General features: G+C 45.3%; 25 protein-coding genes and 28 tRNA genes. 9 read left to right on the forward strand and 44 right to left on the reverse strand.

Features of this window, described 5'->3' with window-relative positions; all coding sequences use genetic code 11:
- Window positions 1–105: 105 nt before the first annotated feature.
- The 33 genes from QT996_RS04575 to QT996_RS04735 all read right to left on the reverse strand — a co-directional run bounded on the left by QT996_RS04575 (window position 106) and on the right by QT996_RS04735 (window position 6,213).
- Window positions 106–1,068, reverse strand: a complete 963-nt coding sequence (locus QT996_RS04575) for a GNAT family N-acetyltransferase (protein ID WP_333044875.1) — start codon at window positions 1,066–1,068, stop codon at window positions 106–108.
- A 189-nt stretch (window positions 1,069–1,257) separates the two neighbouring features.
- A tRNA-Lys gene (locus QT996_RS04580) sits at window positions 1,258–1,331 on the reverse strand.
- The gene (locus QT996_RS04585) at window positions 1,322–1,468 is read right to left on the reverse strand and encodes a hypothetical protein (RefSeq protein WP_333044877.1); all 147 of its coding nucleotides are present in this window, start codon (window positions 1,466–1,468) and stop codon (window positions 1,322–1,324) included. Before QT996_RS04585 ends, QT996_RS04580 begins: the two co-directional genes overlap by 10 nt.
- 180 nt (window positions 1,469–1,648) lie before the next feature.
- Window positions 1,649–1,720 (reverse strand) — tRNA-Lys (locus QT996_RS04590).
- A 102-nt stretch (window positions 1,721–1,822) separates the two neighbouring features.
- Window positions 1,823–2,236: a dihydrofolate reductase family protein gene (locus QT996_RS04595; RefSeq protein ID WP_333044969.1), complete on the reverse strand. Its 414-nt coding sequence runs from the start codon at window positions 2,234–2,236 to the stop codon at window positions 1,823–1,825.
- A gap of 187 nt (window positions 2,237–2,423) precedes the next feature.
- Entirely contained in the window at window positions 2,424–2,804 is a 381-nt protein-coding gene (locus QT996_RS04600) for a type II toxin-antitoxin system VapC family toxin (RefSeq protein WP_333044879.1), read from the reverse strand.
- Window positions 2,801–3,019 (reverse strand): hypothetical protein, encoded by a 219-nt coding sequence (locus QT996_RS04605; RefSeq protein ID WP_333044881.1) that lies wholly within the window; start codon window positions 3,017–3,019, stop codon window positions 2,801–2,803. The genes QT996_RS04600 and QT996_RS04605 overlap by 4 nt, the downstream gene beginning before the upstream one ends.
- 128 nt (window positions 3,020–3,147) lie before the next feature.
- Window positions 3,148–3,230 (reverse strand) — tRNA-Ser (locus QT996_RS04610).
- A 4-nt stretch (window positions 3,231–3,234) separates the two neighbouring features.
- Window positions 3,235–3,309 (reverse strand) — tRNA-His (locus QT996_RS04615).
- Window positions 3,310–3,314: 5 nt separating this feature from the next.
- A tRNA-Ala gene (locus tag QT996_RS04620) sits at window positions 3,315–3,387 on the reverse strand.
- 47 nt (window positions 3,388–3,434) lie between these two features.
- Window positions 3,435–3,511 (reverse strand) — tRNA-Ala (locus QT996_RS04625).
- Between the two features lie 6 nt (window positions 3,512–3,517).
- Window positions 3,518–3,591: transfer RNA gene (locus tag QT996_RS04630), tRNA-Arg, on the reverse strand.
- Window positions 3,592–3,947: 356 nt separating this feature from the next.
- Window positions 3,948–4,020 (reverse strand) — tRNA-Arg (locus QT996_RS04635).
- Window positions 4,021–4,026: 6 nt separating this feature from the next.
- Window positions 4,027–4,097 (reverse strand) — tRNA-Val (locus QT996_RS04640).
- Window positions 4,098–4,226: 129 nt separating this feature from the next.
- Window positions 4,227–4,297, reverse strand: a tRNA-Gly gene (locus tag QT996_RS04645).
- A gap of 5 nt (window positions 4,298–4,302) precedes the next feature.
- Window positions 4,303–4,379: transfer RNA gene (locus tag QT996_RS04650), tRNA-Thr, on the reverse strand.
- A 173-nt stretch (window positions 4,380–4,552) separates the two neighbouring features.
- Window positions 4,553–4,626 (reverse strand) — tRNA-Leu (locus tag QT996_RS04655).
- 124 nt (window positions 4,627–4,750) lie between these two features.
- Window positions 4,751–4,823: transfer RNA gene (locus tag QT996_RS04660), tRNA-Pro, on the reverse strand.
- A gap of 4 nt (window positions 4,824–4,827) precedes the next feature.
- Window positions 4,828–4,908, reverse strand: a tRNA-Leu gene (locus QT996_RS04665).
- Window positions 4,909–4,931: 23 nt separating this feature from the next.
- A tRNA-Leu gene (locus tag QT996_RS04670) sits at window positions 4,932–5,008 on the reverse strand.
- 29 nt (window positions 5,009–5,037) lie between these two features.
- Window positions 5,038–5,111: transfer RNA gene (locus tag QT996_RS04675), tRNA-Gln, on the reverse strand.
- Window positions 5,112–5,116: 5 nt separating this feature from the next.
- Window positions 5,117–5,195 (reverse strand) — tRNA-Gln (locus QT996_RS04680).
- A 10-nt stretch (window positions 5,196–5,205) separates the two neighbouring features.
- Window positions 5,206–5,280 (reverse strand) — tRNA-Asn (locus tag QT996_RS04685).
- Between the two features lie 6 nt (window positions 5,281–5,286).
- Window positions 5,287–5,359, reverse strand: a tRNA-Phe gene (locus tag QT996_RS04690).
- A gap of 4 nt (window positions 5,360–5,363) precedes the next feature.
- Window positions 5,364–5,450: transfer RNA gene (locus QT996_RS04695), tRNA-Ser, on the reverse strand.
- Between the two features lie 4 nt (window positions 5,451–5,454).
- A tRNA-Arg gene (locus QT996_RS04700) sits at window positions 5,455–5,529 on the reverse strand.
- A gap of 34 nt (window positions 5,530–5,563) precedes the next feature.
- A tRNA-Tyr gene (locus QT996_RS04705) sits at window positions 5,564–5,645 on the reverse strand.
- A gap of 4 nt (window positions 5,646–5,649) precedes the next feature.
- Window positions 5,650–5,726 (reverse strand) — tRNA-Glu (locus QT996_RS04710).
- Between the two features lie 6 nt (window positions 5,727–5,732).
- Window positions 5,733–5,807 (reverse strand) — tRNA-Trp (locus QT996_RS04715).
- A gap of 3 nt (window positions 5,808–5,810) precedes the next feature.
- Window positions 5,811–5,884 (reverse strand) — tRNA-OTHER (locus tag QT996_RS04720).
- 102 nt (window positions 5,885–5,986) lie between these two features.
- Window positions 5,987–6,060: transfer RNA gene (locus QT996_RS04725), tRNA-Cys, on the reverse strand.
- Window positions 6,061–6,135 (reverse strand) — tRNA-Glu (locus QT996_RS04730).
- 4 nt (window positions 6,136–6,139) lie between these two features.
- Window positions 6,140–6,213 (reverse strand) — tRNA-Asp (locus QT996_RS04735).
- 495 nt (window positions 6,214–6,708) lie between these two features.
- Here QT996_RS04735 and QT996_RS04740 point away from each other — a divergent pair.
- Complete coding sequence (locus QT996_RS04740; RefSeq protein WP_333044883.1) at window positions 6,709–7,533, forward strand: biotin--[acetyl-CoA-carboxylase] ligase; 825 nt, start codon at window positions 6,709–6,711, stop codon at window positions 7,531–7,533.
- Between the two features lie 197 nt (window positions 7,534–7,730).
- Here the strand turns inward: QT996_RS04740 and QT996_RS04745 are convergent, their stop codons facing one another.
- Both QT996_RS04745 and pdxA read right to left on the reverse strand, forming a co-directional pair.
- Window positions 7,731–11,342 carry an OmpA family protein gene (locus QT996_RS04745; RefSeq protein WP_333044885.1) on the reverse strand — a complete coding sequence of 1,204 codons (3,612 nt, stop codon included), beginning with the start codon at window positions 11,340–11,342 and terminating at the stop codon, window positions 7,731–7,733.
- Between the two features lie 120 nt (window positions 11,343–11,462).
- Window positions 11,463–12,560 (reverse strand): 4-hydroxythreonine-4-phosphate dehydrogenase PdxA, encoded by a 1,098-nt coding sequence (gene pdxA / locus QT996_RS04750; RefSeq protein ID WP_333044887.1) that lies wholly within the window; start codon window positions 12,558–12,560, stop codon window positions 11,463–11,465.
- 70 nt (window positions 12,561–12,630) lie between these two features.
- Between pdxA and petM the strand changes: the two genes are divergently transcribed.
- The 3 genes from petM to QT996_RS04765 all read left to right on the forward strand — a co-directional run bounded on the left by petM (window position 12,631) and on the right by QT996_RS04765 (window position 14,829).
- Complete coding sequence (gene petM, locus QT996_RS04755) at window positions 12,631–12,735, forward strand: cytochrome b6-f complex subunit PetM (RefSeq protein WP_172189541.1); 105 nt, start codon at window positions 12,631–12,633, stop codon at window positions 12,733–12,735.
- 197 nt (window positions 12,736–12,932) lie between these two features.
- A complete protein-coding gene (locus QT996_RS04760; RefSeq protein WP_333044889.1) occupies window positions 12,933–13,910 on the forward strand; it encodes an NmrA family NAD(P)-binding protein in 978 nt (325 codons plus the stop codon).
- 1 nt (window position 13,911) lies between these two features.
- Window positions 13,912–14,829 (forward strand): NAD(+) kinase, encoded by a 918-nt coding sequence (locus QT996_RS04765; protein WP_333044890.1) that lies wholly within the window; start codon window positions 13,912–13,914, stop codon window positions 14,827–14,829.
- A 104-nt stretch (window positions 14,830–14,933) separates the two neighbouring features.
- Here the strand turns inward: QT996_RS04765 and QT996_RS04770 are convergent, their stop codons facing one another.
- The 6 genes from QT996_RS04770 to QT996_RS04795 form a co-directional block, all read right to left on the reverse strand.
- Window positions 14,934–15,473, reverse strand: coding sequence for a hypothetical protein (locus QT996_RS04770; protein WP_333044892.1), 540 nt, complete (start codon window positions 15,471–15,473; stop codon window positions 14,934–14,936).
- A gap of 352 nt (window positions 15,474–15,825) precedes the next feature.
- The gene (locus QT996_RS04775) at window positions 15,826–16,851 is read right to left on the reverse strand and encodes a serine protease (RefSeq protein ID WP_333044893.1); all 1,026 of its coding nucleotides are present in this window, start codon (window positions 16,849–16,851) and stop codon (window positions 15,826–15,828) included.
- A gap of 234 nt (window positions 16,852–17,085) precedes the next feature.
- Window positions 17,086–17,418: a DUF5615 family PIN-like protein gene (locus QT996_RS04780; RefSeq protein WP_333044894.1), complete on the reverse strand. Its 333-nt coding sequence runs from the start codon at window positions 17,416–17,418 to the stop codon at window positions 17,086–17,088.
- On the reverse strand, window positions 17,415–17,645 hold the full coding sequence (locus tag QT996_RS04785) for a DUF433 domain-containing protein (protein ID WP_333044896.1): 231 nt from the start codon (window positions 17,643–17,645) through the stop codon (window positions 17,415–17,417). Before QT996_RS04785 ends, QT996_RS04780 begins: the two co-directional genes overlap by 4 nt.
- A gap of 143 nt (window positions 17,646–17,788) precedes the next feature.
- Window positions 17,789–18,700 (reverse strand): GTPase Era, encoded by a 912-nt coding sequence (gene era, locus QT996_RS04790; protein ID WP_333044970.1) that lies wholly within the window; start codon window positions 18,698–18,700, stop codon window positions 17,789–17,791.
- 68 nt (window positions 18,701–18,768) lie between these two features.
- Window positions 18,769–18,969 carry a hypothetical protein gene (locus tag QT996_RS04795; protein ID WP_333044897.1) on the reverse strand — a complete coding sequence of 67 codons (201 nt, stop codon included), beginning with the start codon at window positions 18,967–18,969 and terminating at the stop codon, window positions 18,769–18,771.
- A 240-nt stretch (window positions 18,970–19,209) separates the two neighbouring features.
- On the opposite strand from QT996_RS04795, the gene QT996_RS04800 reads away from it, so the two are divergent.
- On the forward strand, window positions 19,210–19,641 hold the full coding sequence (locus QT996_RS04800; protein ID WP_333044899.1) for a hypothetical protein: 432 nt from the start codon (window positions 19,210–19,212) through the stop codon (window positions 19,639–19,641).
- 441 nt (window positions 19,642–20,082) lie between these two features.
- On the opposite strand, the gene QT996_RS04805 is transcribed toward QT996_RS04800, so the two are convergent.
- Entirely contained in the window at window positions 20,083–20,355 is a 273-nt protein-coding gene (locus tag QT996_RS04805; protein WP_333044900.1) for a hypothetical protein, read from the reverse strand.
- A gap of 252 nt (window positions 20,356–20,607) precedes the next feature.
- On the opposite strand from QT996_RS04805, the gene QT996_RS04810 reads away from it, so the two are divergent.
- The 4 genes from QT996_RS04810 (at window position 20,608) to QT996_RS04825 (ending at window position 23,186) form a co-directional block, all read left to right on the forward strand.
- Window positions 20,608–21,165, forward strand: a complete 558-nt coding sequence (locus QT996_RS04810; RefSeq protein WP_333044901.1) for an NUDIX hydrolase — start codon at window positions 20,608–20,610, stop codon at window positions 21,163–21,165.
- A 67-nt stretch (window positions 21,166–21,232) separates the two neighbouring features.
- Window positions 21,233–21,988 carry an ATP-binding cassette domain-containing protein gene (locus tag QT996_RS04815; protein WP_333044903.1) on the forward strand — a complete coding sequence of 252 codons (756 nt, stop codon included), beginning with the start codon at window positions 21,233–21,235 and terminating at the stop codon, window positions 21,986–21,988.
- A 52-nt stretch (window positions 21,989–22,040) separates the two neighbouring features.
- Window positions 22,041–22,502: a DUF29 domain-containing protein gene (locus tag QT996_RS04820; RefSeq protein WP_333044904.1), complete on the forward strand. Its 462-nt coding sequence runs from the start codon at window positions 22,041–22,043 to the stop codon at window positions 22,500–22,502.
- A 33-nt stretch (window positions 22,503–22,535) separates the two neighbouring features.
- Window positions 22,536–23,186 carry an ABC transporter permease gene (locus QT996_RS04825; RefSeq protein WP_333044906.1) on the forward strand — a complete coding sequence of 217 codons (651 nt, stop codon included), beginning with the start codon at window positions 22,536–22,538 and terminating at the stop codon, window positions 23,184–23,186.
- Here the strand turns inward: QT996_RS04825 and QT996_RS04830 are convergent.
- Window positions 23,173–23,808, reverse strand: coding sequence for a DUF1802 family protein (locus QT996_RS04830; RefSeq protein WP_333044908.1), 636 nt, complete (start codon window positions 23,806–23,808; stop codon window positions 23,173–23,175). The two genes, QT996_RS04825 and QT996_RS04830, sit on opposite strands and share 14 nt — an antisense overlap.
- A gap of 365 nt (window positions 23,809–24,173) precedes the next feature.
- Window positions 24,174–25,454: a glycosyltransferase family 4 protein gene (locus QT996_RS04835; protein ID WP_333044909.1), complete on the reverse strand. Its 1,281-nt coding sequence runs from the start codon at window positions 25,452–25,454 to the stop codon at window positions 24,174–24,176.
- Window positions 25,455–25,459: the final 5 nt, after the last annotated feature.

A 25,459-nucleotide genomic window follows, 5' to 3' on the forward strand; every position in this document is an offset into this window, starting at 1 on the left:
AATCCGGGGTAGCCACGGGGGCACTATCCCTACAAATTATCTCGTTACTAGGCTCTGCCTAGTAACGCATACCCAGAGGCTCGGCCTCTTCAATCTTGATATCGATTAAATATCCTTAACATAGGAAATACTGTCGCGAATATTGTGGAAGCCAGCAGACTCGTAAAGACGCAATGCACCTGATGAATTTTCAGCATCGACGCCGAGAATAGCAGTAGCCACACCGGCAGCTTTGAGTCGATGCAAACCAGCCAGCAACATAGCTCGTCCCAATCCCATTTTGCGGAAGCCGCGCCGAGTGCCGAGACAAGCAATCCAGCCTTCATTGCGCCCGGTACGATCGCACTCTTGCACACTAATTTCACAGTAACAAAAACTGACAAATGTGCCGTCATCAGCAACAGCAATCAAGTCTAAATCATTTCTGTAATCGGGTTTAGCTAACTCGTGCTTATATTTATCCACCGTTAAATCGTGATGATTCCAGTGATCGATAAACGACTGGTTGAACATTTCTACCCAAGCTGCCGCTTCCTGTTCGCCGGGGAACTGACGCAGCGCGAAACCTCCGGGGAAATGCGGTTCTGGGATCGGTTCAGAGAGCGATCGCGCCATTCGACAAAAATAGCGATCGACCTTAAAACCGCCACTTGCCAGCACAGAAATGCGATCGCAATCCTCAGCGCGCGCGTAGGTTCGCAGCTTCACGCGCGCGCCCCGCATTGCAGACACTTCGCGCATCCGCACTTCACTCCAGGCGATCGCGGCTGCTTCCACATCGCCGCCGCGCGCGTCGGGGTGGACGCGAAACCACAGCCAACCGTCAATTACTTCCCCAGGCTCAGAAACCGACAACTGAGCAAAACCGATTAATTTTCCTTCCGCATCTTCCCAAAGGCGGATATCGCGGCCTACATCTAGGGACAATTGCTTAAATTCTTGTTGTAATTCCAAGATGGAAGTGCCTTCATCGAGCCGATCGACTTCTTCGCAAGTATTGATTAAATGGGCGATCGCATCTAAATCGCGATCGCCCGCATAGCAGCGCCCCGAGAGATTTGCCATCATAGCTAATCACCATTTCCTGTGGTTATTCAGTTTAAAAATAGCTTGGGCGATCGCACTTTTATCGATCGGATGAGCCGATCGGTCGATCGGCATTAAAAATCCGACAACGCAAACACTCACACTCATCCAACCGCTACAGCAGTTGACTGCACTCGTGAGTTTCGATAAATTCAGGTTCAGGATTTGGGATGGGAGTAGAAGGACTTGAACCTTCGACCTTGAGATTAAGAGTCACCTGCTCTAACCAACTGAGCTATACTCCCGCATCTAGGCTACTATAACACAACTGTTCTGAAAATTCAAGTGTTTTTGTATAAATTTGTGCCGATCGCCTGGAGCGAGATTTAATGTAAGGGCGATCGAACCCAGCCAAGAGCCTGTAAGCTACTGATGATATCATTCGTTTAGTTACTTTCGATCAAGCAGAAAAGGCTATCGTATATTTAACCTTGTACATTTTAAGCTGTCGCGCATTTAATTTATACAATTCTATCTCTTAAAACTCTTGTGGGATCGGCCCCCGAACCCGCCCAAAACATACTATTTAAATGCACAACAGTTTACCTTCTGTCTTTAAAAATGGGTGATATAGGAGTTGAACCTATCTCGTACCGGTTAAAAGCCGGGTGCATCACCGCTCTGCCAACCACCCTTAAAAATTCAGCGTTTGTGTAATTCCTAAAAAAATCATTTTGTAGTAAGGACTTCACTCGTTTTTTGCCTGCAGCAATTCCCACGAATAAAGTCCTGATTGCTAGTGCTTCACTCGATAGTGAAGCAACATGAAACCGTTGCTATAGATTTTGCGATCGGCAAGTTCCAAATTGGTCGGCTCAATTGCACCAGAAAAAAGATGAATTCCCGCTCCGATAACTAGCGGATTCAACTTGACAATCATCTCGTAAATCTCAGAAAAAAGAGTTACCGCTAAAGCACCACCACCGCAGAGCCAGATGTCTTTACCAGTTTCTTTTTTCAATTCCTGAACCAATGCGACAGGATTGTCCGAAACAAGCTGAATATTCTCATCGGGACTGGCTTCCATAGTGCGCGAAAAAACATACTGCTTCAAGCTGGGATAAGGATTAGTTACACCAACATTTAGCCCTACCTCATAGGTTTTCCCTCCCATCAAAACAGCATCACACTGCTTGTTCTCTGCACGAATGCCTCGTGCTTCCTAAAAGTCAGCCGGAAAAGTTTCAGGAAAGGAATCGAACAAATCAGCGAAATGCTCTCCTGACATAGGAAAACAATCAAATGAGCCATCTTCGCGACCAATAAACCCGTCAACCGTGCAAGCAACGTAATATTTTAGTTTTCTCATGTTTCAAGTTCATTTTGATAATTTGATATTACAACAAGTTTACATCATACTGTTTGAACCTCTCGTCATGTGTAATGATAGTGTAATCTTCTGCTTGGGCTTGAGAAATAATTAAGCGATCGAAAGGATCTTGATGGTAAAAAGGAAGATTTTGCAATTTATCGTAATGGAGGAACTTAGTGTCTAGAATTTGAAAGTCGTGGTTAATCAGAAAATTTTCTAACTCCGACACAGAAATAGACAAAGACAACTTACCGATGCTGATTTTGATAGTAAGCTCCCACAAACTCGCTTGGCTGATATAGATTTCATTGACAGGATTAGCAATCAGCGAGCGCACATACTCATCAAGCCGAGCGTTACCTTCAACAAACCAAATTAGAATGTGAGTGTCAATTAGATATTTCATGGCAACATATATTCTTCAAAACCCGGAGGTGTTTCATCAAAATCATCCGCAACGTAAGTAAAAATTCCTTGACCACAGCCAAATTGACGAGGTTTGAGTACAGCAGTCTTTTCGGGTGACTTTTCTTTCAGTTTTTGGATTTCGTTTAAAAGTTGAATATCCTTTAATAACAAAATCCACTGAATCAATTCTAATTTTAGAACTTGAATGCTCATGGCTTCTATGTTGAATAACTAGCAAATCTAGACTTATTATAAACCAATCCATCTACCGAGGAGGTACTGCCCCTCCTATCGCCGCGTTATCAGCACGGTGTCTCGCTTTTCGACTTCCGGCGGTTAAAAGGAAGATGAAGGAATCGAACCCTTACAGTTACCTGTACCCCAGTTTTCAAGACTGGTTGCCAACCATTTAGCGGCATCTTCCAAGGGGTGTCTGACGGGGCTTGAACCCGCTAATAACTAGCTTCACGGGCTAGCGTCTCGACCGCTTCGACTTCAGACACCGCAGTGGAATCAAGGAGAATCGAACTCCTAACCTCTTGCGTGCAAAGCAAGCGCTCTACCAATTGAGCTATGACCCCGGGTAAAAGATTCACCTGTCGAGTAAATCTAAAATCTAAAATTGGTGTGGTGGATTGCGATCGGATTTGAACCGATATCTTTCTAACAGCCAGTTAGATGCTTTACCAATTAAGCTACGAACCCATTTAGCAGGAGCGGTAGGACTCGAACCCACAACATTCGAGGTAGAAGCTCGACACTCTATCCAGTTGAGTTACACTCCCGTATTCTTTGTTGATTTGTGCGATTCCCTACGGGATAGCTGCGCTTCACGCACTTTGACGTGCAAGTTATCAGAGCATTGCGTTTTCTCAGTTACTAGAGGGACTCCGCCGATGAGTTATTACACACTCTTTAAAGGATGGCTACCTTTAAGCCAACCTGCCGGGTTCATGGCATTCCTCGTTCTCATACGCCCGCTGAATTTGACAGCGTTACCTTTCCTCTCGTACTAAAGTATGTAGGCTCCAAAGATTGGGACACGCAAAGGGCGTTAGCGAAGCCCTCGAAGAGGATCGCTCTTAATATAAAAAATTATCCATTCAATGGAATCAACCTCCTTAAATTAAAGCAAAAACAACGAGAGTGGCAGGACTTGAACCCACAACATCCGCGTCCGAAGCGCGGCGCTCTATCCATTGAGCTACACTCCCCTAAATTGGTAGTCCTGACAGGAGATTACCCCGCGTCTGCTTGTAAGGCAAACGCTCTACCATCGAAGCTCAGGACTACAAAAGCGGATGATGGGACTCGAACCCATGCGCTGAGAATGGCATACTCAGATGCTAGCCTTTACATCACACCCGCAAACCGATTTGAAATTTGAGATTTTGGATTGAAAAAACCTCTTGTTTAGCCAAGCGGATAACGAGGATCGAACTCGTGCCTAGAGTTTGGAAGACTCGAATGCTACCGTTACACCATATCCGCAATTGTGGGGCTGGTGATAGGAATTGAACCTACAACCGACTGATTACCAATCAGTTGCTCTGCCTAATTGAGCTACACCAGCGCGCCAAGCAGATGGCGAGATTTGCACTGGCAAGAAAGCTTTACAAAAGCCTCATCTTGCCAATTACATCACACCTGCATTTTTGGTGGCGGGGGCAGGAGTTGAACCTGCTATTAAGAGGCTTATGAGACCTCCAAGCCTACCCAGGCTACTTCACCCGCGATGTCACCAAATACCCCTGACTGGCATCGAACCAGCACTAACTAGATCCTAAATCTAGCGCCTCTACCGATTGGGCTACAGGGGCAAAACGGATTTGAGATTTGAGATTTGAGATTGAATAAAACCTCATACCCCTGACAGGCCTCGAACCTGCAAAAAACACTCGTTCTGAGCGAGTGATGTTTTCCAATTACATCACAGGGGTAAAGTCGGGATGGTTGGATTTGAACCAACGACTCCATGCTCCCAAAACATGGCTTCTGGCCGCTGAATTACATCCCGTTCATGCTCCTAGTGAGACTCGAACTCACACTCAAAATAAAACAGATTTTAAGTCTGCCGCGTCTGCCAATTCCGCCACAGGAGCAAGTAGAAACTTAGTTCAAAATTTGGTACTCCTGGTGAGATTTGAACTCACACAACACAATTTTTGAAATTGCGGCCTCTGCCAATTGGGCTACAGGAGCGTAATTGATCTGCTTTGGTAATAGCAGAACTGGGAAGGCAGGGCTCGAACCTGCATTTTGCCGCTTTCAAAGAGCGGTGCCATACCGATTAGGCGACTTCCCAATAATTGGGTGCCGGGGTAGGCTTTGAACCTACAGAAACTCCTATTTCAGAGATAGGCGACTTTACCAATTTGTCTACCCGGCAATTTAAAAAATGGCTGCCCCAGTAGGACTCGAACCTACAACCTAACGGTTAACAACCGCTTGCTCTACCATTGAGCTATAAGGCAACGCAATCCCCCAAGTCAGTATCGAACTGACGACCTCTTGCTCTTCAGACAAGCGCTCTACCAACTGAGCTATCGGGGGAAAACGGAGAAGGAGGGATTTGAACCCTCGACGGCTGTTAAACCGCTCTTTCTTAGCAGGAAAGCGCCTTAAGCCACTCGGCCACCTCTCCACAGCGAGAACGGAGGGATTTGAACCCCCAAATCTTCAGTTTCGTAGACTGAAATGTTATCCAGTTACACCACGTTCTCAAGATTGCAACTGCATATTAAATGCAGTTACAAATGGGTCGGGCTGGAATTGAACCAGCAACGCTTTAAGCTACTGTTTTACAGACAGCTACCCACGCCAATAGGAGGGCCGACCCAGTTTGGAAGTGCTGACGGGAGTTGAACCCGCAATCACTTGGGTGAAAACCAAGCGGCTTAAACCATTTGCCTACAGCACTATAAATTGGCACAGGAACTGAGATTTGAACTCAGAATGCTGGTTTTGGAGACCAGAGTGTTGCCAGTTACACCATCCCTGCTTGTGGTCGCAGCGGCGGGATTTGAACCTGCATTGACCAAGGTAGAACTTGGCGCTTTACCATTAAGCTACGCTGCAATGTCACTTTCGCTTCGTTCCTTTTCACAGTTAAAAAAATTAATTAAAAGACTGTTAGTTTAATCTTTTAATTTCTAATTTTTAATTTCTGATTGGGAACAGAGGTTAGGGCGGGATTTGAACCCGCGCAATTCGGTTTTGCAGACCGGCGCCTTCAACCACTCGGCCACCTAACCTGGGAGTCCCGACGAGGTTTGCACTCGCAATCTTCTCCTTGAGGGGGAGACGGCTTGACTTTTGCCTACGGGACTTTGACGGGAGTAACGAGACTTGAACTCGCAACCTTTCGCTCGACAGGCGACTGCTCTGACCGGTTGAGCTATACCCCCGCGATAATGAACAATATTCTGTCCTTGAATTACTCAAGTTGGGACGGGGTGGCGGTTGATTCCGCGTACTACAACCCGATCGGGCTATTGTTGCCGGAGTCTACACCGCCCATGTCCACAATTATGTGACATGATTAACTTCCTATTCAGTTGTCAAGGTTCATATTGCTGGTGGGCTAAGGCTTTGAAGCTCTTTCACCTTCGCAATACATTTATACTACGCTGCATAATACAAGGATGTCAAGGGGGTAATACAACTTTTTTTTAAATTGGGTTTTTTAAAGGGGTGTCGATCGCTCGCATCAACCCTCGGCGTTCCCTTGAACCTTTATATATCAAGGATTATTCTGCTAAATAGGTGGTATGGCGCAAGGTTAATCTGATGCTGAAACTGTACTACACTCCAATTTCTCTGAATTCTCGCCGTCGCGCGAGGTGGCACTTCTGGAAAATGCGATAATCAGCTTTTAGATATCAAATACTACAAATCAAATCTTGTCTGAATTGCCCTTAACTCCCGTGCCCGCATCCACGGAACCCGATCGCCCAAACCTCCCTCACTGGCTACACTCGTTGGATACCTGTCCGAGTACCAACAGTTGGGCGATCGCCCGCGCGGCCCAACTCCACCACGGAGATGCAGTATTTACCAAGCGACAAACCAGCGGGCGCGGCCAACACGGGCGCACCTGGCACGCCCCAACCGGTGTCTTGACAGCCAGTTTTGTACTCGACAACCTCAACCCCAATCTGTTGCCGGGGCTCAGTTTAGCAGCGGGTTTAGCGGTGATTTACGCGATCGAAGATTTGGTTCCCGACTGTCGCGATATGCTGCGCCTGAAATGGCCAAACGATGTCTGGATCGATCGCCACAAATTAGCGGGAATTCTCTGCGAAGCTACTTCCGGCAATGCTTTGGGCAAAACTCGCGCCGTTGTGGGAATTGGACTCAACCGCTGCGTAGATTTCGCGGCTGCGGGGTTGGATGAAAGGGATCTCGGCAATGCGGTAAGCTTGCATTCTATTGCTAGTACAGTACCAGATGAACTGTGTTTGCTCGATCGACTGCGGCACTATTTACTCGAGCTAGCCGATATGTTTTCTACCACAGACAAGCCAGCCTCCAAGTCCGGTTTAGCGCTACTTTTGCCGGAATTGCGCCGCCGCGATGCGTTGATTGGCTGCCCGGTGGCGATCAAACTTGCGTCGGAAACCATCTGCGGAGAAGCCGCCGGCATTGACGGAAGCGGCCGCTTGTTAGTAGGCTTGGCGGGCGATCGAATACAAGCCTTTACCTCCGGGCGAGTTCGATTAATTTAAGAGGAAGAAGGAAGAAGGAAGAAGGAAGAAGGGAAATGGAGTCACAGCAATATTTTCACCCATAAAAAATGTCCTAACCTTCTTGCCAGTTACTATAAATTAAGAGAAAGAAGTCATTAGTCATAGTCATTAGGGAAAATTCCCAATTAACAATGCCCGATGCCCGATGCCCGATGCCCAATTCCCAATTCCCAATTTTAATTTATCACCTCAAATACTACCAATCTGCTCAGCCACAGCGGTTGATTTGCCTCCACACCTTCGGGACGACCCTTAGTAGAAGCCACTTGTATTCTGTTGCCATTTATCCCTTGTCTAACCAAAATACCTTTCACATTTGTCGCCCTTTCCAGTGCCAAGTTTTGATTTTCTACCGGAGTGCTTTTAAAATCGCTGTAGCCAACTATCCTTAAATTCTTCGTGCGGTTTTTATCCATATATTCCTTGACTTTTCTAAGCTTTTGTGCTACATCTTTCGCCTGCAAACTTGCCGAACCTGCACCGAAATACACGCGAACTGGCATTATTATCTTTGGTGGCGGTGGAGTTCCTATTATCACTGTATTTGTTACAGACTTCACCCCCGGAATTTTCTCAAAAGCTTGAGTTATTTTCTGAGCATCTGGCACTTTGCTTACGCTGCCTGCAACGGCGACTTTACCCTCTGCATAGCGAGCTGAGATATCAATGCTTTCTACTTTATTCAAAAGAGCTGCCGTCCGCTTGACATCGGCTTCTACTAAAACCGGATCGGGAGGTACTTCAACGGCTATAATTTTATTTTCAATTCTTAATTTTGGAGCCGCTTGCTGAGCGATTTTTTCCGCTTTCGAGCGCAGCTTTTGATTCGGCACTCGTCCCGAAATCTCCAATAATTTATCTTTAACATCTGCCGCGATACGATAAACCGATAACTCTGGAGCAGATTGTAATGCTAAATTCGTATCTGCTTCTAAGCTCGCTTCAACTCCGCTGCGGTATTGATGAATTCCCCAAGGTACGCCAATTAAACCTAACGCTGCCAAACCGATAATTGGTAAAATTGGCAGTTTAGGAGATTTAACTTTTACCTCTGTATCGATTAATTTTTGTAAGTTCGAGTTTACTTCTGCCGGCACAGTGGCTGGATCGCCGTTAAATGACTGGATTTGAACCCCGTATTCTTGAACAATATTGTTGAATATCGCTCGCATTTTATACTTAAACCACTGGCGGGTTTCTCCTTGTATAACTACTGCCAGATAACACGAACCCGCTACTTCCAATACTATCTTCGATGTGCCGTATTCTATAGCATCAATTTCTGCAATATTTCCCGACTGAGATATGCAATCGTTGACAAAAGCCCGAATAGCAGTCAGCATCCCTGCTACCATGTCTGATTCTAGCTGTTGGCGTTCAGACTTCTGCACTGCTGAAATTACTAAGCCCGATTGTGTTTGAATTAAAAAAACAGCTTTAACACTCAGTGGTGTGGTTTCTTTCATCAGCAATTCTGCTTCAGAAATGCCCTGTAATTTGGCTTTAATTTTGCGACTAATTCTCTCGGGACTTAAAGATGCTTCGAGTTTTTCATTAATCTCCCGCATCATCTCGGCGATGTATTTTAAAATCGTGCTGCCGATGATCGGATAAAGTGCATCCGACATAGCTTCTCGCTTGAGATGAATTTGCTGTTTGATAGCGGCGGCCATTTCCGGCGCGAGGGCCATTGCAATTTCATCGGGCGATTCACTCATTCTGTGGCTGATTCCCACAGTCAGAGCCGGCGATATGGCTACTCCCATCGATTGTCTATTTTCTCGGCTTTTCGTATTAATTATTTCATCAATTATCGGAGCTATGGTTTCGACAAATGATGTTCTAGACTCATTAATTGTTTGGAGCATCATTTCGGGAAACATGATTTTAATTCGGGCGATTAATTCTTCCCGATCGCCTCCCCATTCAGCATCAGTTATTTTGCGATCTAGTTCCCCTACTTTATCGTTGAGTCTGTAATTATAACTTACAACTTCATCTAACAATGGTAAAATAGATTCGATGACAGACTTTTCCAGTTGGGCGTGATGGCTAACCATCAGCTCGTCAATCAAAGGTTTTAGTAAATCGGTAAACAAGTCTGTCGATTCATAAATCCGGTGTTCAATCGCCACAATCCTTTGTTCGATAGTCCCCAGTCTTTCCTCAATCCTTTTATTCTGAATGATTGCATCGACAGCGGGGGCGATCGCAGATTCTATCTCTAGCTTTGCTTCCCCGATGTTTCGAGACAGCATTTCTACAATCACTGGCATTATTCTTGCCACTAACCCTTCTATCTCGGCTAAAACTTGTTGCTGAACTTCGACAATTTTACTTTCATTATTTAATATTTGTGCTGCAATACCGCTGTTTTGAATAGCCGTGTTGACACCGGGCGCGATCGTCTCTCTCACCTCTAACTTTGTTTCCTCGATTTTCCGGTTCAGCGACTCAATCATTAACGGCATTAACCTTGCCATTATATCTTCAGGCTGAGATTTTTGCTGTCGCTGAAGATTATTTAGTCTACTTTCTACGTCGCTCAATTTTCCTTGAACTTCTCTTTGAAGAATTGCTGATTCTATCAAAGGTTGGATCGTCGCTGCTACCTGTAATTTTGATTCATCGATTTTCCGGTTCAGCAAATCAGTGATTGCGGGCATTAGCATCGCCATTATCTCTTCTGGCTTCTGAATTGGCGACTGTTGGGTAGCCAGTCGTCGCTCGACGATGCTCAATACTTTTTCTTCTATTTCTACCCAAGCTATTCTTACCTGTACTGAGGGGGCGACAGCTTCTACAATCTCTAATTTTAATTCACTAATTTTGCGGTTCAGCAAATCGCTAACTACCGGAACTAACTGCTTGATTAAATCTTCCGGTTGCTGCTGGTAACGCTGCTGAATATTCGCAAGTTTATCTTCTATTTTTACTACTTGTTCTTCCAGTCCGTTTTGATTGTGAATTACTTGATTGACTTTCGGTGCGATCGCCGAAGCTACCTCTAACTTAGACTCCTCTACCTTACGCTTGAGCAACTCGCCCACTACCGGCATCAACCGTTGCATTAAATGTTCTGCATTCGGCAGTTGCGGCTGGTTGAAGTTAGCAATTTGATTTTCCAAATCCGCTAATATTGTCTGCAATTCGAGCCGATTCATTTTATCATTGCTAGCGAGTTCTATCGCCTTTTTAAATTCAGACTTCAACCCCTCTAATTCATCTCTCAGTAACTCAGGAATTAACGGTCTCAGTAAAGTCATCAACTCTTGGGGTTCATTCATCAAATTCTCAAAATTTTCTAACCTTTGTTCCACGCTCAAAACATTACTGTAAAATTCCGGTAAATCCCTTTCAAACAGCAGTTGTTGCAACCGCTTAAACTCCTCTACTGCTTGTTCTAATTCTTCCTCCGACAGCCGATTTTTTGGGGCTACCTTCCCCGCTATAGATACATCGGATTCCTCATTATTATTTTGTCGTCTTTGAGATGGGATCTCCTCCTCGTTAGTTAATACTTCCGGTATAATACTCGGTGATTCGATCCGAAAAGACAATTGTTTGCGCCGATTTTCCTCATCCTCCAACCGCTGCACAGACTTTTCAGAAAGCGGTAACTTCAGCTCGCTGGGTTCTTTTTTTGACTTCTTTAATAACTGGAATTCAGTCAGTATGGTTAGCAATTCCTGAAGTTGCTCTCCTGCTTTAGAACTTCCCAAATTTGCATCAGAAACCTCTTTTTCTGACTGATGTATTTTGCCTGAATTATCATTAGATGCTGCCATACTGCCCTACCCAAACGTGATTTTAATCGACCGAAGGAAATTACCCGCTTGCTTGCCGCCTCACCCCAGCGACAATCAATAGGAATGACACAATTTTTCCCAGCGTCAGGCGTACTAAAGCTATCGCCCTATTTTAACTGCTGTTCTGCGACTAGCCAACTGGGCTGCCAACTGCAATGCTGCCTTCATGCTGGAGGCATCTGCAATCCCTTGACCTACAATATCAAAAGCTGTGCCGTGATCCGGAGATGTGCGGACAAAAGGCAAGCCAATTGTAGTGTTAACTGCTTTATCGAAAGCCATCAATTTTACTGGAATCAACCCCTGGTCGTGGTACATTGCCAAGTAACCGTCGTGAGCTTCCTTGGCTAAACCGTACCAAACTTTAGCCGGTTTTACCCACAAGGTATCGGGGGGGACTGGCCCGTCTAACTGCACTTGAGGAAAGCGATCGCGCTGCGTTTCCAACCAAGGTATCATCCAGTCTTGCTCTTCATTTCCCAGTTTGCCATTTTCGCCGCTGTGAGGATTTAAGCCAGAAATCGCAATTTTCGGTCTTTCCAGCCCAAAATCTTCCCGCAAACACTCTACCAGCAATTCTAGTTTTTCGCTCAGTAATTCTGGAGTCAAAGCATCGGGGACTTGACGGAGGGAAATATGTGTGGTAGCGAGTAAAGTTACCAGAGTCCAGCCACTGTGGGGAGATGTGGCGGCAAACAGCATTCCGAACCGCTGCGATTTTGCCCTTTCTGCGAGGAGTTCTGTTTGTCCGGGATAATTGTAACCGGCCGCCTGCCAGCAAGTTTTGGAAATTGGGCCTGTCACGATGGCGGAGAATTCGCCGGCGATGGTACGGGCGATCGCACTTTCCATGTAAGCAAAGCTAGCGGCCCCGCTAGCTGCACTACCGACACCGGGGACTATTTCGCCCCACTTGCTGTCTGGTTCGATATCAATAATGTTTAATGTTTGGGGATTTGCCGCTTCTGCTGCTGGATTGCTCGATCGCAACTTATCGTAAGTTTGCTGCAAAACTCTCTTAGATCCGAAAACCGTCACCATCAAAGCAGCAGCGGGATCTGCCAATGCCTTGAGAATCACTTCCGGCCCAATTCCCGCCGGATCTCCCAGAGTTACAGCTAGTTTTGATTCCCGATCGAGACTCAAGGCAGTTTTCTCCAACAAAATACAGGAATTTCGGCACTGAAATTTTAGCATTCATGTACCTGCTTGCCCCAAATTATATTATCTTTATTTAATGCGATCGCCCAATTAGACATATAAAACCATGAATCCTGAAATTTTCAATGCAGCCTTTTTGTCCTTTTCCCTAATTTTCGTGGGTATAGGTGGAGGCTTCCTCCTGCTCAAATTACAAGGCGGCGAAGAATAAGTTTTTTTCAACCAATCCTTCAGAAGCCTTCTACCTTCTGTCTTCTAGAGTCTACTTTCTGCCGAAAGCCAGCATTCTGCCGAATATCTCAAGCCTAAAATGAGAAAATTTCAGGTTTTTGTTAAGTTTTTATAACAAACTTAACAAAAACCTGATACCATCTTATAGAAAGTTTAAGATTCATAATTAATCCCTAGATGACTTTATTGATTTTAGGTGCCACCGGCACTCTCGGCCGCCAAATAGCCCGCCGCGCCCTAGACGAGGGCTACCAGGTGCGCTGTTTAGTCAGAAGTTACAGAAAAGCTGCATTTTTGAAAGAATGGGGCGCTGAACTCGTACCGGGGAACCTTTGCCAGCCAGACAGTCTGCCTCCGGCCCTAGAAGGCGTCACTGCTATTATCGATGCAGCAACAGCGAGTGCAGCCGATTCTGTCAGCATCAAAAGAGTAGACTGGGACGGAAAAGTATCGCTGATCCAAGCAGCAGCAGCAGCAGGCATCAAGCGTTACATATTCTTTTCCTTTCTCGACGCTGAGAAATATCCCCAAGTCCCCTTGTTGGAAATCAAGCGCTGTACCGAATTGTTCTTAGCAGAATCCGGTCTAGACTACACAATCTTGAGACCTTGCGGCTTTTTGCAAGGACTGCTGAGCCTGTATGCAATGCCGATTTTGGACAATCAGGCAGTCTGGCTGCCCAACAAGCCATCCGCCCTTGCCTACATGAACACTCAGGACGTTGCTAAATTTGCCGTCCGGGCCCTTTCGGTTCCTGAAACCGAGAAAAAAAGCTTTCCGGTGGTGGGAAATCGCGCTTGGGATGCTGACGAAATCGTGCGGTTGTGCGAACGGCTGTCAGGGAAGCAAGCCAAAATTACGCGCACCCCAGATGTCTTGTTGAAGGCTACTCGTCAATTTGCTAAGTTCTTTCAGTGGAGTTGGAACGTAGCTGACAGATTGGCTTTTTCAGAAGTTTTGGCAGCCGGAAAACCCTTGAAAGCTCCGATGGATGATGTTTACAGTGTCTTCGGCATCGACCCTAAAGAAACTACTACTTTGGAGTCTTATCTCGAAGAATACTTTAATCTGATTATGAAGAAGCTCAAGGAAATAGAGTACGAGCAGCTTAAGACTAAAAAACGGAGTAAACAAAAAATGCCCTTTACATTTTAAAGTGCCGAAAGCTGGGATTATATACAACGACGTTAAACCTGTGGCTTGTCGCATCGCCGCAGAGTTAGAAGACAAGCTGACTGCCCGCGGCTGGGAGGTTTGCTCGGTTTCTGGTTCGGGAGGAATTTTGGGCTATTCTAGCCCCGATCGCCCCCTGTGCCACACTCAGATCGAACAACTCGTCCCCCCCGGTTTTGACAGCGACATGGAGTTTGCAGTGGTTTTGGGCGGCGACGGTACGGTGCTGTCGGCATTTCGCCAAGTCGCTCCGATTGGAGTGCCGCTGCTGACTGTCAATACCGGTCACATGGGCTTTTTAACAGAAACTTACCTGAACTTGCTGCCGCAAGCTTTGGAAAAGGTAATCGCCGGAGAATACGAAATAGAAGAAAGATCAATGCTGGCGGTGCGGCTGTTTCGAGAAAACGACTGCCTCTGGGAAGCCCTTTGTCTCAATGAAATGGTGCTGCACCGGGAACCGCTGACTTGTATGTGTCATTTTGAAGTGGCGATCGGTCAGCACGCCTCTATTGACATTGCCGCAGATGGAGTCATCATCGCGACTCCGACAGGATCTACAGCTTACGCCCTTTCAGCCGGTGGGCCTGTCATCATTCCCGGAGTGCCGGTGTTGCAGTTGCTGCCTATTTGCCCCCATTCAATGGCTTCGCGGGCTTTGGTGTTTTCCAACACCGAGCCAGTCAAGATTTTGCCCGCGAGTCCGAACCGCCTGGTAATGGTGGTAGACGGGAACGGCGGATGTTATGTTCTGCCCGAGGATTGGGTGCAAGTCGAGCGGGCTTCGTACAAAGCCCGGTTTATTCGGGTGCAATCTTTTGAGTTTTTCCACATTTTGCGGGAAAAATTGGGCTGGGGCTTGCCTCACATTGCTAAACCGAGTTCCGTTGAGTTGCCTTGATAGTTGTTGTTGACACTCCCCGACTATCAAGGTACGGGGATTGTTGGCTCAACCAGATGAACAAAGCTTTCTTGTTCAACGTGCCGAATTTAAGTCCTTGACTGCTATTCAGTAATGCGAACCGAATCTTGAATTTGCTGAACTTGCTTTTCAGTATCACTGTCGGAGTAAAGGGTCTGTAGCATAATTGTTTCTTTTTTCCCTGTGGCAACATAGGTGACAATGCCTGCGGGAAACCCCTCGTCATAGTATTCATACAAGCGCACTGCTTTTCTGCCGTTAATGGTTAGATGTTCGGTCTTAATCGTCGTCTTAGGCATCGCTCTTCTGGAATTCGGCGGTTTTGTAGCGGTTTCCACGTTTTCCTCACTGATGGTTGCAACCACGCGAATCAAACCCTTGGGGGCAAATCCACCGCCTCTGTTGGGGAAGTTTTTGTTGTGTAATTCAAGGCTATTCGCACTTGCGCCCCTTGGATTTTCGAGCCAATTTCGGGGTGCTTTGAAGGTCAGATTGCCGATCGCGTAGGTTTTGAGCTGTGATTCTTGGGTTTGGGCTTGGGCGAGTAGGGTACTGTGTTCTACGAATAGGGTGGGTGTCGCGATCGCGATCGTACTGGCGAGGATAGTCAGGAATTTCTTCATTGGCGATTATGTCCAATTGATAGTTTTGGCAAATATTATGCAGGCTTAAAATGCCCGCCATGTTTCACGATTCAAGAAAAAGCCATTACCTTTCCCATTCGTACAAGTCAAACCGGCTGCCATTGCCTTACAGCTCTGTTTATTCTACCAATTTTCTGTAGGTCAAGCTCTCGATCGAGCTTCCGAATCATCTCCAAAGTCAGGCAGCGTTTGCGAGATAACGGTCGCAATCACCAGACCTAGATATCTTTTGCTATTACCAGGAAACTTCAAAGTTCCGGTGCATTGCGGTTTTGGTCCTGCCTTTCCCGCAAAAATGTCTCCAAAATGCTCATAAAAGCTCAGATTTCTGTTATTTTAGCTTACTGACAACTTGCTCATTCAAAAATTCCAAAATATTAGTGGAAGGAACAGCCGCAAAGTAAGGCAGTTGACCTTTCTTCTCAAATGAGCCTAGTTCAAATAGTTGTTCAGTAACAATTCCTACAACCATACCCATGTCATTAATAACTGGTCCACCACTATTACCAGGTGATGTTCTTGCAGAAAATAGAAAGTAGTCGTGATTCGAATAGTTAGTTAAAAAGCAATTAATTTCCCCTTTGTGAACAAGTTGATAGCAATCGTTAGCAGTAGGAACAGGGGGATAGCCAACAGTTATAATATCATCGAGTATTTTAGGATCGGGGAAGAGATGAAATGAAGGTAGATTCACAAATGAATTTAGTACGATTACTGCTAAATCACTTTTCTTTGAAAGAATAATCACTTTATGTGTTTCAATTTGACCATCCTTGTGATGTACTTCTAATCCATTCTGATACTTAGCGACATGCTCGTTAGTAATTACAAGACTCCATTTTTTACCCTCAGACGTTTGATAATTAAAAAGAAATCCTGTTCCCATGCTACTATCACCACTATCCGTTGTAACAAGTATCTTAAACACAGAATTTTGATAGTTTTGCACTATATAACTAAAACCGAAGATTACATTCTTGAGCAAACCTCTTGAGCATAAAAATTGTGTAATTCCTTCATTGAGACTATAAGGCATATTATATCCGAAGCCTAACAACTGTTGCTCAAACACAATAAATTTCTGGCACAGTCGTTTTAGAATAATTTCTACTATTGAGACGCGAATACCTTTTTGATTTCCTAAACTACTCTCATAAAATATAAAATCATTCAGCGATAGATATCCCAGAGCAAGAGAGGTTCCGTGATTTGAATTACCAGGTGATGAAAGTGGATTGTTTTTGCATTTAGTAACAATATCTTTGAATAGCTCAGCATCTGTTGATTTAGAGGTAAAAAAAGCAAGAATTTTATCAACTAACTCTTCTTGACCGGAAATTAGATAATGCCATTTCATAGTATTCTGAACTACCAAGTATATTGCTGCACAACGATTTAGTTCAACTGCGCGCGTTAGCGAAACCCTCGAAGAGGATCGCCTCTCAACAAAGCTAACAATCTTAAATTCGCGTCAGTTGCAACGACTAGATTTATCGAAGCACCCCATACCAGAAGCCTTGAGCTTTTGCAGATTGGTTACTGTGCTGCCGATAAATCTTATAATTATAATTATATCGCAGTTGCGGTACAATTATGATAAAGCAAGCAGCGATAAATTCTCGTCTTCATAAAATAATTCGATCGCGTTGAACTCCCGACGTAGCAAATTTTCAACTTGCAAGGTCGAACAGTTTCCAAGGCAAAGCCAAATAACTTTCGGTGGGTTCCCAAATACTAAGCTCAGGTCGTGCATATCCGCGTCTTTCGAGACAATCATCAAATTATTGTCTTTTGCATAATCCCAAACTATTGGGTCGATCGTTGCTTTCATGCCCACATCTCGAACGTGAAGCGAATTTGGGAAAATATCGCTCAAACGATTCGGCAACTTGGGCGACAAATTTTCATCAAAAAGTAATTTCATGCCGATAATGGAGCGGTCATAAACCGACGCTCGCGGTCAGCAGCATAAGCAATGCAGGCTTTTAAATCTTCTCGCGTCAAATCGGGAAAATCGTCGAGAATTTCTGCTTCGGTCATCTCGGAAGCCAGGTACTCAAGCACTTCATAAACCGTAATTCGCAAGCCGCGTACACAAGGCTTACCACCGCGTTTATTTGCTTCGATCGTGATGTGGTTTCGGTAGTTCATAGTTGGAATTATCGTCCTTGTGTTCTCGACCTTTGCAAAATCTTAGCCTAGGGCTGCGGATATGGCCAGATTGTCAATCTTGTTTTTAATCTGCTTCTGAGCACATCAGGATTAAGAGAGGGAAACTGCCAACAGATAAAGTTTTATTCTTCTACCCGATAGCCCAATTCCGCCAAACGAGTGCGAGACTGCCGCCATTTCGGCTGCACTTTGACAAATAACTCCAAATACACTTTGCCTTCAATTAACTTTTGAATCTGTTCCCGGGCCGCACTGCCGATCGACTTGAGCATACTGCCGCTTTTACCGATTAAAATGCCTTTTTGGGAATCTCGTTCGACGTGAATTGTCGCCAGAATGCGAGTAATTTTTGCTTCTTCTTGAACTATGTCGATCGCGATTGCTACCGAATGCGGCACTTCTTCCCGCGTCAGCAGCAAAATCTGTTCCCGAATCAATTCGCCCATAATAAAGCGTTCCGGCTGGTCAGTCACCAAATCGGGCGGATAATAATAAGGCCCAACCTCCAAATGTTCGATTAACAATTGTTGCAGCGGCTCGACACCCTCGCCCGTGAGAGCGGAAAATTTCACTACAGGCCACTCAGGATTGACAATTTGCTCGTAAGTTCGATCGATCAACACGGAATCCTCCGGTTGTTCGTCCAACTTATTCATCCCCAAAATCACCGGAACTTTGCAATTGCTGAGAATTTCGACAATATATCGATCGCCCCCTCCCGATTCCACCGAACCATCCACCACAAACAGCACCACATCCACCGACTTAATTGCGGTGCGGGCATTCTGCACCAAAACCTTGCCCAATTGGTGGTGCGGCTTGTGAATTCCGGGAGTATCTACAAAAATAATTTGTGCTTCCGGTGTCGTTAGGATGCCCCGCAGCCTGTTACGTGTCGTCTGAGACACCGGCGAAGTAATCGCAATTTTCTGCCCCACCAACTGATTCATCAGCGTTGATTTTCCGACATTCGGGCGTCCGACAATACCCACAAAGCCCGATTTGTAACCCGCCGGAGCCACGGGAACACCCATAATGTCCGATACGTCGATAAATTTACTATCTTCCACTAAAATCACCTATTTTCAAGCCCCTTCTCTGTCTATTGTCGCCTGAAAATACTCAAACGCCCATCGATGCACTGTAGCATCTTTCTCGCTTTGGTATAGCCCGCAACAGTCAAACCTCGATCGAGCCGCAAACCAGTGTTAAAACGCGACAGGCGATCGGCAAAACTTGATATCTGAGACAAAATTTGATAAAGTTCCAGTGACATCGATCGAAAATGAATCATTCTGGTCAAACCGACTCTTAAATGCTGTAACAACTTCAGATGTGTAAATATCTAACTCAACTGAAACTTTTCTACAGTTTGTCAGGCAAACCAGTTTTAACATTTTTGAGAATGTTTGGTAATAAATTAGGTAGGTTAAACTCAAACTCAAAAGCTCAATGTCATGAGGCGCTTTTTTCATAAAAGCTACTGTTTTTAGAACCTACCTAAATTAGTGCTAATCGTCATAAAGTTGAGGAGATGAATCAGATGAAATCGAAATTATTTTGGAGTTGCTGCACCGTTTTGGTCACAAGCTTGCCTGTTTCCGCCTTGGCTCAAACAAGCCCTCCCACAAGCCCTCAAGCAGGTATTGACTACAAGGGTGGATCGAAGAACTACCAGTTGCTACCGGGTAAAATCCAGGACAGAACCTTGCCCAAAGCTTTTGACTTTCCAATTATTACCAATGTTGCTACTGACACTAGCATCACCTCGGATTTCCTAATTACCGATCAGTTTCGCGCCCCAGCGGGTCGTACAGAATACACCGGAGCTCTCACCGCCTGGGCAGCATCAATCAGAGAATGTCTGGCGAAACAACCACTCTTGATTCGAGCCAGCACTAAGAACCCGATTCAGATTAATGGTAGAGTAGGCACGATTGTCAGAAACGCAAATAACCGTGCAGTTTGCAAATAAGCCAGCAATATCACAGGGGCTAAATTGACCGTAATTGCTGTAAGGGCGGGTTCACCAATATCTCCCATGCAAGCATCGATACAGTAAACCCGTCACCGCAGCGATATTGGGGTCAATCGAGGCCAGTTGATATAACTTCCGCTATCTTAAAGATAAAAACTAGAGAGTGTTTTTGAACAAAAAGAGCAATAGAAAACCTATTGCTCTTTTTGTTGACCAAATGTCAATTAATATCTATTAGGACTTATATGATATCGGCTGAAACGACATCATATAAGATGTTTGTAGTGAGGAATGCAAGTCCTTATCAAAGTTTAAGGACTTGCATTCCTCACTGCAAACGACATAATTACGCAAAAACCAGCTTTTTTCCAAAAAATCCCGGGGAACGGGAGGGATATAGATTTTAACACCTGGTTTATGAAAGTTTGTCTGCGTAATTCACGGTTTAGTAGCGCAAAATTCATGTGTACTCAGTAAAATTTCGCCATAATCAGGAATCCAAGCTAGCCACTGTTCTTCCGAACATTCACACAACAGCCACGCTTCGTCAAAACTGAATGCTGTTGGCGGATTGAACAATTTAACCCACATAGAAGGAGCCAATTTTGGTGCAGGTACGGCGCAGCCAAATTTTTCCCAGTCGCGGACACCGGCGAAGCTTCCGGGTGCTGATGGGGATTGCCAAGTACGAATATCTGTTTGCAGTTGCATAACTACTCCTGTCTAGCTAAGAGTCTGCACCAGGGCGCGGTTGAAACAACCCAGAGCCAAGGCGCAGATAAACTTTGATTATGTAGTCTATGTTACCGAATTATCTATGCGAATGTGTAAGGTTGTAGCAAAAATTTACAATCGAGAGGAAAACACTCGCTCAAAGCTGAAAAGGTCGATCGGCTATTGTTCAGCTCGGCAACGCTCGCCTACCATAGCAAACAACATCTGATTTATTTCAAAAATTCCGACATGAACCAAACTACAAAATCCCCGTGGAAAACTCTAGATGGCTTTTTAGAAATCAACTCTCATTGGGTAAAATTAATCGCCGAACATCTCGAAACAACCGAAGGGCAAATAGTAGAATATTGGCGAGTAGAAAGAGCAAATTCAGTTGTAATCTTGACAATTCAATCTGGCAAATTTCTGTTTCCCCCACCGATGTATCGCCCCGGCGTAGCAGAAGCAACCCTCGATTTTCCTGGCGGTCGCGTAGAAGCCGAAGCTACGCCAGCAACGGAAGTCCCAGTTATACTCAAAAAAGAACTAGGCGTGACAGAAAGCGCGATCGCCCGCCTCGAACCGATCAACACCATTGGCTGGGCAATAAACAGCTCATTCTCCAATCAAAAACTCTACGGTTTTGTTGCAGAGTTGCACCCTACAGCAACAGTAAACCCCGAACTGATCGGTGCTGAATATCCTGTCACCGCAGACGGAATTAGCGACTTGCTCAAAAAATTAACTTGCCTCCAATGTCGAGCATTACTGCTAGAATGGCAAAATCAAGTCGATTTGAGATTTTAGATTAGGAATTGTTTTACGAGGGTCGCCAATTTTAAGTTGCTGAAAACCAAAATCACCAAAACTAATCATGCCTCTCAATAATGAAGTGGCTGTCGAATGCCTCGATGTTACATATCGCCTCAACCGCAGGCATTTAGTAGACAAACTCAATTTCAAAGTGCTGCCAGGAGAAGTTTTAGTATTGCTGGGACGCAGCGGTAGTGGCAAAACTACTACCATGAAATTAATTAACAATTTACTAACGCCAAGCAGCGGCGAAGTTCTTGTCATGGGAAAACTGACAACTCAGTGGAACCCAATTCAACTACGCCGAAAAATTGGCTATGTGATTCAAGAAATCGGTTTGTTTCCCCATTTTACCGTCGAGCAAAACGTCGGTTTAGTCCCGAAATTGGAAGGTTGGGAGGGCGATCGTATTCAATCTCGCGTCCGGCAACTGTTAGAATTAGTCAACCTCGACCCCCAGCACTTCGCCAAACGCTATCCCCATCAGTTATCCGGCGGACAGCGGCAGCGGGTAGGCGTCGCAAGAGCACTGGCGGCTGACCCTCCCATATTGTTAATGGACGAACCGTTTGGTGCTTTAGACCCGATTACTCGTCTGGAATTGCAGCGGGAATTCGGTCAATTGCAGCAGCAACTCGGCAAAACTGTGATTTTTGTGACTCACGGCATTCAAGAAGCTTTTTTGTTAGCTTCTAGAATTGGTTTGATGCAAGATGGACGATTGGTTGAATTGGGCTCGCCCGATGATTTTCTCAAATCCCAGCATCCAGAAGCTGGGGCATTTCTTGAATGTTTGCAAGTAGCTAAATTTGAATGATTTAGCAAAAATTTGATAATATAGTTTTAGTAACTAAGCGGATAATCAAACGATGCACAGTCTTTACGAGACAGACTTCTATGCTTGGACGCAAGAACAAGCCAAGTTACTTCGCAAGTGTCAGTGGAGTCAACTTGACTTGCCAAATTTAATTGAGGAGATTGAATCTTTGGGCAAACAGGAGCGTCAAGAACTTAGAAATCGTTTGAGCATTTTGCTGGGACATTTGCTGAAGTGGCAATATCAGCCCCAACAGCGGAGTCGTAGCTGGTTGTCTACAATTCGAGTGCAGCGGCGGGACACTCAGAGACTGATACAAGATAACCCAAGTCTGAAACCTTACTTGCAAGAAGCTTTCCAAGAAGCTTATCAAAACGGTAGAGATTTGGCAGTAGGAGAAACCGATTTACCTCTCAAGACATTTCCTCAAAATTGCCTTTACAGCTTAGAGGAAATTCTGGACTCTCGCTTCTATCCTGGTGAACCAAGTGCTGAAATGGAAAATGATTTATAAGATTGACAGCAATCACGAATAACCAATTACCCGATGATAATTTTTATCAACCGCTATGGCGCTGAGATAATTCAGCGCGCGACCGAACACTTATATTTAGTAACTGTTGCAATTTTTATCGCTATTAGTGTGGGGATGCCCCTGGGAATTTTAGCCACGAGAAAACCAAAATTGAAAAAGCCAATTTTGGGATTTGCTAATATTATGCAAACAATTCCCAGTTTAGCTTTGTTTGGCTTGCTAATCCCGGTGCCAGTATTGGGTGGAATAGGCGATCGCACGGCAATTATCGCCCTCACTCTGTATTCTTTACTGCCAATTATCCGCAATACTTATACTGGTATTGTCGGCGTCGATCCAGCGATTACAGAAGCCGGAAGAGGCATGGGAATGACTGATATGCAACTGTTATGGCAAGTGGAAATTCCCCTGGCACTGGGCGTGATTCTGGCGGGGGTGCGAGTGGCGGCAGTAATTGCGATCGGACTCGCTACAATCGCCGCTGCAATTGGTGCCGGCGGCTTGGGGGTGTTTATTTTTCGGGGCGTTGCTACCGTCAACAATCAGTTACTTTTAGCTGGGGCAATTCCGGCAGCTTTGATGGCTTTAGCTGCGGATTTTGGGCTGGGTTTGGTAGAAGCGCGCCTCTCGAAAAGTACATTAAAAACTCTTAATGAGAAGTAAAATCCTGGCTGCCTTCCGTCAGCGTTGTCACTGTCTGCGAACCAGAAGCCTTCGCAGGATTTGCTATCAGATTGCGGATTTCATAGGAGCGTTCAATGTACTCTCGATCGCTCAAAACAGCTTGGCTTCCCTCCAGGGAAATAGCCTGGGTCAAATCGATCCAAGAACGGCAACCGCCGTATTCAGGAAGGTAGAGAATTTCGCGGATTTCTGCAAGGCGATAACCCCGCAGCAATAAAATATAAATTGGCTGAGCTTGTTTCCATTTCAGGCGATCGCTGACAAAAGTTTCATTCCAAATATGGTAAGGAAATAGCGCAGTAATGGCCGGTTCCCAAGCTACCAAAAAAACATCAGTAATCTCCGCCCAACTGCCAATTCTAATAACTTCTGGATGCCAACCAGATTCGACAGTCTTGACTTGATGTGCAAACTCCGGCTTTAATAAACCCGGCTGTTGGTGTTCAAAAGTTGGATACAGCAAAACCTGTTTGTCCGTGACATTAAACTGTCCTGCTTGCTCGCGAATTCCCCCCTTCCGCAACAGCACAATCGTTTGACCTTGTTCTAAAGCATTAACTGCTACATTCCATTCTTTCAGCGCCCTAGTAGTTGATTTCATAGGAATTTAGTTAAGTTTTAACAAAAATAACAAAACTCGGTACTTTCAAGCAAGTACAGCCATTTTTTCTAGTTTGCGACTAGCCTAGAAGGGATTAACGGACTGCCTTCCATTATGCAACGCCGGAAAATAAGCCGGACGGGCGGGACGCCCATCCCACAAAAAAAATCAAAATCATCCCGCTATTATGCAACGCCTAAATTATTGCTCTCGAAGCTAGTTTGCGACTAGCCTAGAAGGGATTAACGGACTGCCTTCCATTATGCAACGCCGGAAAATAAGCCGGACGGGCGGGACGCCCATCCCACAAAAAAATCAAAATCATCCCGCTATTATGCAGCGCGTAGTCCTGACTAACTTTATTGCTAAATTCTCACGGCAAAAGATGCTGCTAATTCCCGTTCTGGTTCCATACCAACTGTAGGCGGCATGGAACGATTGGCTACTTGCTCGATCAGTTGTAAATGTTGTGGCAGCATTTTAGCTAAACTGTAGCGTTCTAGGGCTGTTTGACGGGCTTTGACGCGAATTTCTGCCATGCGGGTAGGATGGTCTAAAACTTCATCAATGCGATCGGCTACTTGTTTCGGTGAGAAGTAATCGACTAGCAAACCGTTTTCTCCGTCGCGGATAACTTCTCTGACTGGCCCTGTGTCGGAACCGATTACTAAACATCCGGTTGATAGAGATTCAATCATGGACCAAGATAGCACAAAAGGTCTGGTCAAATAAACGTGTACGTCGGATGCTTGAATTACTTTTAAATACAGTCCGTAAGGTAGGGGCCCGACAAAGTGAACTCGCGACAAATCTAGGGGTACTTTTTTGAGCATATAGTCTTTGTAAGACTCGCCGTTGGGTAAAGAACGCCCATAACAAACTCTTTCGGAACCAACGATTACGACGTGACAGTTGGGGCGGCGTTCTTGTACATAGGCGATCGACTCAATGAATTCGGGAAAACCCCGGTAAGGTTCCATTCCCCGCGATACGTAGGTGACAATTTCATCAACGCCAGACAAGTCTAAGTTAGGCAAAACCAGTTTAGCACCGGGGTCTGGTTTGAAGTAATCGGTATCTACGCCGTCGTGGAGTGTGGATAATTTTTGTTGTAATTCGGGCGGAAATTGCGATCGCTGCCAATAAGTGGGTGATAAACCCCAATCACAAGAGTATAAATCGATCAGAATCGGCGCATTTTTGATTCTAATTCTGGCCATATCGTCAACTGTTAAAGGTTCCGCTGGGTCGAAATCTGCGTCTGAACCAATAGCATGATAAAACCACTCGAAATAACACAAAAGCGGCGTATTTGGAAAAGCTTCTTTGACAAATAAGGTAGGCCCCCAACCGGAATGTCCGCAGATAATATCGGGTACAAAACCGTCTGCTTTGAGTTGTTCTGCCATTCTAAATACGGCTTGTCCGTAGATGACGGCACTTTCTAAAGGGCGGACGTATTGGTGAGTCTGCGCGTGGGGTTCGCGGCTGGGTGTAAATGCTGCTTTGCGAACGCCGGGAATGTTCCACTCTGGGCGCTCGTTTTTAGTGCCGAAAACAATTTGATTTTTGGGATCTGCGCCTAAAGCCGTGATAATGTGGCGGTATTGGGCGGGGAAGTTGGGATGGAGAAATAATGCTTTCATTGTCA

It is taken from the genome of Microcoleus sp. S13C4 (assembly GCF_036700865.1).
Classification (GTDB): Bacteria; Cyanobacteriota; Cyanobacteriia; order Cyanobacteriales; family Microcoleaceae; genus Microcoleus.

Coding starts and splice junctions, on each gene's coding strand:
- QT996_RS04575 (WP_333044875.1), bottom strand. CDS start 1,068: ATGATGGCAAATCTCTCGGGGCGCTGCTATGCGGGCGATCGCGATTTA.
- QT996_RS04585 (WP_333044877.1), bottom strand. CDS start 1,468: ATGATATCATCAGTAGCTTACAGGCTCTTGGCTGGGTTCGATCGCCCT.
- QT996_RS04600 (WP_333044879.1), bottom strand. CDS start 2,804: ATGAAATATCTAATTGACACTCACATTCTAATTTGGTTTGTTGAAGGT.
- QT996_RS04605 (WP_333044881.1), bottom strand. CDS start 3,019: ATGAGCATTCAAGTTCTAAAATTAGAATTGATTCAGTGGATTTTGTTA.
- QT996_RS04745 (WP_333044885.1), bottom strand. CDS start 11,342: ATGGCAGCATCTAATGATAATTCAGGCAAAATACATCAGTCAGAAAAA.
- pdxA (WP_333044887.1), bottom strand. CDS start 12,560: ATGCTAAAATTTCAGTGCCGAAATTCCTGTATTTTGTTGGAGAAAACT.
- petM (WP_172189541.1), top strand. CDS start 12,631: ATGAATCCTGAAATTTTCAATGCAGCCTTTTTGTCCTTTTCCCTAATT.
- QT996_RS04760 (WP_333044889.1), top strand. CDS start 12,933: ATGACTTTATTGATTTTAGGTGCCACCGGCACTCTCGGCCGCCAAATA.
- QT996_RS04770 (WP_333044892.1), bottom strand. CDS start 15,473: ATGAAGAAATTCCTGACTATCCTCGCCAGTACGATCGCGATCGCGACA.
- QT996_RS04775 (WP_333044893.1), bottom strand. CDS start 16,851: ATGAAATGGCATTATCTAATTTCCGGTCAAGAAGAGTTAGTTGATAAA.
- QT996_RS04780 (WP_333044894.1), bottom strand. CDS start 17,418: ATGAAATTACTTTTTGATGAAAATTTGTCGCCCAAGTTGCCGAATCGT.
- QT996_RS04785 (WP_333044896.1), bottom strand. CDS start 17,645: ATGAACTACCGAAACCACATCACGATCGAAGCAAATAAACGCGGTGGT.
- era (WP_333044970.1), bottom strand. CDS start 18,700: ATGGGTGTTCCCGTGGCTCCGGCGGGTTACAAATCGGGCTTTGTGGGT.
- QT996_RS04800 (WP_333044899.1), top strand. CDS start 19,210: ATGAAATCGAAATTATTTTGGAGTTGCTGCACCGTTTTGGTCACAAGC.
- QT996_RS04805 (WP_333044900.1), bottom strand. CDS start 20,355: ATGCAACTGCAAACAGATATTCGTACTTGGCAATCCCCATCAGCACCC.
- QT996_RS04810 (WP_333044901.1), top strand. CDS start 20,608: ATGAACCAAACTACAAAATCCCCGTGGAAAACTCTAGATGGCTTTTTA.
- QT996_RS04815 (WP_333044903.1), top strand. CDS start 21,233: ATGCCTCTCAATAATGAAGTGGCTGTCGAATGCCTCGATGTTACATAT.
- QT996_RS04820 (WP_333044904.1), top strand. CDS start 22,041: ATGCACAGTCTTTACGAGACAGACTTCTATGCTTGGACGCAAGAACAA.
- QT996_RS04825 (WP_333044906.1), top strand. CDS start 22,536: ATGATAATTTTTATCAACCGCTATGGCGCTGAGATAATTCAGCGCGCG.
- QT996_RS04830 (WP_333044908.1), bottom strand. CDS start 23,808: ATGAAATCAACTACTAGGGCGCTGAAAGAATGGAATGTAGCAGTTAAT.
- QT996_RS04835 (WP_333044909.1), bottom strand. CDS start 25,454: ATGAAAGCATTATTTCTCCATCCCAACTTCCCCGCCCAATACCGCCAC.